The following is a 550-nucleotide window of genomic DNA, read 5'->3' as shown; positions in this document are numbered from 1 at the left end:
AACAGCTTCTGCCCAAGCTTATTGGCTTCAAGTAAATATTGATTAGGTTCAAGTTTGGCAAACAAGCGCATTTTCCCATCCACTTCTTCAGCTTTAACGGCAAGCACTTTGCCCCAGTTACTTCCGTAACCAGCAAAGCGTTTGTGTTCAGGCCAAATCAAAGCGGTGTATTCACTCAGGGCATAATTTTCTGCAATCTGCATGAGCCATTCTCGGGTGATCTTACGACCATCAACCGTCGGCCCTTCTGTTGCTACAATTTTCCAATCACTGGTTTTTGCCATTTGAGTTTTTACCTAGTATTAATTTGTCAGTTAGGTGTTTCAGACCTTCACAATACGCCTTTGATTTGCCCGTTTCAGCCACTTCAATTCCGACCAATTCGGATACAGGACGTATCCGAACCCATCCGAATTTTGCTATGCAATTTAGGCGGTTACCTCGGCGTATGATTGGTTCATGGCATATTCTCCTGAAACACGACACGCGGCCCGTTCCCTTTATTTAAAGGCTTGGACGCCCAATGAAATCTGTCTCTTATACACATCTC

At 44.4% G+C, this 550-nt stretch carries 1 protein-coding gene; it reads right to left on the bottom strand.

The window, feature by feature from the left end; translation table 11 throughout:
- Positions 1 to 284, bottom strand: a 284-nt coding sequence (locus OW491_RS17975; protein WP_290037268.1) for a GPO family capsid scaffolding protein, incomplete at its 3' end; no start/stop codon positions are given.
- Positions 285 to 550: the final 266 nt, after the last annotated feature.

This window comes from Neptunomonas sp. CHC150 (genome assembly GCF_030397555.1).
Taxonomy (GTDB): Bacteria; Pseudomonadota; Gammaproteobacteria; order Pseudomonadales; family Balneatricaceae; genus Neptunomonas; species Neptunomonas phycophila.
This window is presented reverse-complemented; position numbering and strand designations above follow the sequence as displayed.